General features: G+C 72.7%; 1 protein-coding gene. It reads right to left on the reverse strand.

Features of this window, described 5'->3' with window-relative positions; all coding sequences use genetic code 11:
• Positions 1-4,668, reverse strand: a 4,668-nt coding sequence (locus ACFYXC_RS41725; protein ID WP_389558368.1) for an SDR family NAD(P)-dependent oxidoreductase, incomplete at both ends; no start/stop codon positions are given.

Consider the following 4,668-nt stretch of genomic DNA (forward strand, 5'->3'; position numbering starts at 1 on the left):
TCACCCGAGCGCAACGCCTGCGCCGCCCAGTGCAACGCCACCAAGGACGACGAGCACGCCGTGTCCACGGTCACTGCCGGGCCCTCGAACCCGAACGTGTAGGACACCCGGCCCGAGGCCACGCTGCCCGCGCTGCCGCTGCCCTGGTAACCCTCGAACTCGGGACCGGCCAGCAGGTTGGCGTAGTCGTGGTACATGACGCCGGCGAAGACACCGGTCTGGCTGCCCCGCAGCGACACCGGGTCGATCCCGGCCCGCTCGATCGCCTCCCACGTCGTCTCCAGCAGCAACCGCTGCTGCGCGTCCGTCGCCACCGCCTCCCGCGGACTCATCCCGAAGAACTCAGGATCGAACTCCGAAGCGTCATGCAGGAAACCACCCGACCGCGTGTACGTCGTACCCGCCACCCCACGATCAGGGTTGTAGAGGGTGTCGATGTCCCAACCACGATCCGACGGAAACTCGGTGACGGCATCCACACCCTCGGACACCACCCGCCACAGATCCTCCGGCGAAGCCACCCCACCCGGATAACGACACGCCATCCCCACGATGACCACCGGATCATCCGCCACCGACGGCAACGCCGACACCGCCACGGCCGACTCCACCCCACCGAACAACTCGTCCAGCAGATATCCCACCAGAGCATGGGCCGTCGGGTAGTCGAAGACGACGGTCGCGGACAGCCGCAGACCGGTGGTCTTGCCCAGCCGGTTGCGCAGCTCCACCGCGGTCAGCGAGTCGAAGCCCAGGTCCTGGAACGCCCGGTCGGGGTTCACGGTCTGCGCACCGGAATGCCCCAGCACCACCGCGATCTGACCCCGCACCAGATCGAGCAGGACCTCCCGCCGCTCCTCGGCGCCCAGCGCCTCCAGACGCTGCACCAGACCCGCCGTCGCCGCCGTTCCCCCGGCCGCCGAACGACGCCTGCGGGTGCGGACGAGACCACGCAGCAGGTGCGGGACGTCCTCCTGGCCGCGCAGCGCGGCCAGGTCGAGGCGTATGGGCAGGACGACCGCCTCACCGGAGGTCAGCGCGGCGTCGAACAGCGCCGTCCCCTGCTCCGCCGTGACCGCCGGCAGACCCGAGCGCGCGATACGCCGCCGGTCCGTCTCCGACAACCCTTCCGTCATCCCCGCGTCCTGCGCCCACGGCCCCCACACCAGGGAGGCGGCGGGCAGGGCCAATGCGCGGCGGTGCTCCACGAGCGCGTCCAGGAAGACGTTGCCCGCCGCGTAGGCACTCTGTCCAGCGCTGCCGAACGTTCCCGCCACCGAGGAGAAGAGAACGAAGGCGTCGAGGCCGAGGTCCCTGGTCGCCTCGTGCAGGTTCCACGCCGCGTCCACCTTCGGACGCAGCACACCCGCCAACCGCTCCGACGTGACCGACTCGACCATGCCGTCGTCCAGCACACCGGCCGCGTGCACCACCGCACGCAGCGGCCGGTCGGCCGGCAGTCCGGCCAGCAAGGCGTCCACGGCCGTACGCTCGGCCAGGTCGCACGCGGCGACCGAGACACGGGCGCCCAGGTCGGACAGTTCGGCCCTCAGGGCGTCGACGCCCTCGGCCGCCGGACCGCGCCGGCTCACCAGCAGCAGGTCCCGCGCACCGTGTTCGACCACCAGGTGCCGGGCCACGACGCGGCCCAGACCGCCCGTGCCGCCGGTCACCAGCACGGTGCCGTCACGCAGGCCCGCAGGTGCGGTTTCGGTCCGCTGGTCCGCGGCGGCGTCGGCCGGAACCGTCCGGGCCAGCCGCGGCACCCGTACGTCGCCGTCCCGTACGACGGCCTCCGGCTCGTCCGCGGTGAGGACGGCGAGGGCGGCGCGCACCGCTGCGGCGGCCGTACCGCGCTCCACGTCCAGCAGTCCGAAGCGTCCGGGGTGTTCCAACGACGCGGAACGCACCAGGCCCCGCACGGGAGCGGCGATCAGCCTGCGGGCACCCTCAGCGCCCTGAGTGCCTGCGGCCCCCTCGGTGTCCTGAGCACCTCCAGTACCCCCGGCGCTTGCAGTGCCCCCGGTGCTCCCGGTGACGAAGACCAGGCGGGAGTCCGCGAACCGCTCCTCCGCCAGCCACGACCGCGCCAGGTCCAGTGCCCGCGCCGCAGCACCGTGTGCGGAATCGACCACGTCAGCGCCATCGAAGAGAGCGCAGACGTCGGCCAGTACGGTACTGGGCACCTCGTCGACACCGGCCAGCTCCTCCAGACCGGCGTACGTCACGAACCCGTCCCCCGACAGGCCCGTGATCCCCGCAAGTCCCGCGCCGTCCGAGCCCAGCACGCCGACCGGCCCCGCCGCGGCACCGGTCTCGGCGTCCCGTCCCGCGACCCACTCCACGCGGTAGAGCGACCGGGCGGCGTCGTCGGTACGTACGCCGCCGGTGGCCGCTCGAACCGTCAGGGACTCCACGGAGGCGACGGGCGCCCCGGTGGGATCGGCCAACCGCACGCCAAGCGTGTCGTCCCCGGTCCGGGTCAGCCGGACCCGCAGCACCGACGCGCCGGACGCGTGCAGCGACACGCCTTCCCAGACGAACGGCACCCCACCCGGCGCGTCGTCGTCTCCAAAGGCGAAGGAGGCGTGCAGGGCCGCGTCGAAGAGCGCCGGGTGCAGGCCGAAGGGCGCACCGTCCGTCTCGTCGCCCAGGGCGACCTCGGCGAATACCTCGTCGCCGCGCCGCCAGGCCGCGCGCAGGCCCCGGAAGGCCGGGCCGTAGCGGAGACCGGCGTCGGCGAGCGTTTCGTAGCAGTCGGTCACGTCCACCGGTGTGGCGTCGCGGGGCGGCCACACCGAGGCGTCGAAGTCGGGGGTCACGGCGTCCGGCACCAGCACGCCCTCGGCGTGGAGGGTCCAGGGCTGCGGCTCGTCCCCGGCGTCGTTCCGGGAGTGCACCGTGACCGTACGACGGCCGGAGTCGTCCGGCTCGCCGACGCTCACCTGGATGCGTACGGCGCCGCGTTCCGGCAGTACCAGCGGTACGGGCAGGGTCAGTTCCTCGACGGCGTCGCAGCCCACTTCGTCGGCGGCCCGGACGGCGAGTTCCAGCAGGGCCGTGCCCGGCACCAGCACGGCGCCCTGGACCACGTGATCCGCCAGCCACGGGTGCGACTGCGTCGACAGCCGACCGGTGAACACCAGCCCGTCGCCACCGGCCAGTTCGACGGCCGCCCCGAGCAGCGGGTGCCCCGCCGCGCCGATGCCGGCCAGCCGGAGGTCACCGGTGCCGGCGACGGTACCCGTCGGCCAGAAGTACTCGTGCTGGAAGGCGTACGTCGGCAGTTCGACGGCACGGGCGCCGGTGCCGTCGAGGACGGCGGCCCAGTCGGCGACGACGCCGCACACGTGCAGTTGGGCGAGAGTCGCCAGGACGGCGGTGACCTCCTCGCGGTCCTTGCGCAGCAGCGGGACCAGGACCGCGTCCTCACCCGCGCTCTCGCGCGCCATACCGCTCAGCACGCCATCGGGACCCAGCTCCAGGAACCGGGACACGCCCTGCTCCACCAGCACCCGCACCCCGTCGTCGAAACGCACCGCCTCCCGGACATGACTCACCCAGTAGTCCGGGGTGACCAGTTCACCGGCCTCCGCGATCCGGCCACTCACGTTCGACACCACCGCAAGCCCCGGCTCAGCGAACGACAGCCCCGCCACCACCTCCCGGAACTCCGCGAGCATCGGCTCCATCAACGGCGAGTGGAACGCGTGCGACACCCGCAGCCGGGACGTACGCCGCCCCAAACCACGGAACACCTCCGCCACACCCTCCACCGCGGCCTCGACACCCGACACCACCACGGAAGACGGACCGTTGACCGCGGCGACCGACACAGCCTCGGCGGATCCGAGGTGTTCCCGCACCTCCGCCTCGGTGGCCTCCACCGCCACCATCGCGCCGCCATCAGGCAACGCCTGCATCAACCGACCACGCGCCGCGACCAGGGCACAGGCGTCCGCCAGCGAGAACACCCCGGCCACATGAGCCGCCGCCACCTCACCGATCGAATGCCCGGCCACGAACTCCGGCCGCACACCCCACGACTCCACCAACCGGAACAACGCCACCTCGACCGCGAACAAGCCCGCCTGCGCGTAGGCCGTGCCGTTGAGAACCGACTCGTCCTCGCCCCACACCACGTCCCGCAGCGGACGGTCCAGGTGCTCGTCCAGCCCGGCACACACCGCGTCGAAGGACTCGGCGAACACCGGGAATCGCGCGTACAACTCACGGCCCATACCCAGGCGTTGCGAACCCTGGCCCGAGAACAGGAACGCCGTACGGCCCGGCTCGTTCCGGCCGACGACAGCGGCCGGGTCGGGCTCGCCCACGCACACGGCGGCGAGGCCGCGTACCGCGGTCTCGCGGTCGTCCGCCAGCACCACCGCGCGGTGGTCGAAGAGCGAGCGCTGAGTGGCGAGGGAGAAGCCCAGGTCCACCGCGCGCAGTGCGGGCTCGGCCTCGACGAGGGCCAGCAGCCTGGCTGCCTGGGCCCGCAGTGCCTCCTGCGTACGCCCGGACAGCGCCCACGGCACGACGCCCGGCGCCAAGGAAGCGATGCCGTCCCCACCGGCCTCCGGCGCGGTGACCGGTTCGGGCTGTTCGAGGATGACGTGGGCGTTGGTGCCGCTGATCCCGAACGAGGACACGCCAGCCCGGCGCAAC

Origin of the sequence: Streptomyces sp. NPDC002701, assembly GCF_042889045.1 — a bacterium.
In the GTDB taxonomy this organism is placed as follows: Bacteria; Actinomycetota; Actinomycetes; order Streptomycetales; family Streptomycetaceae; genus Streptomyces.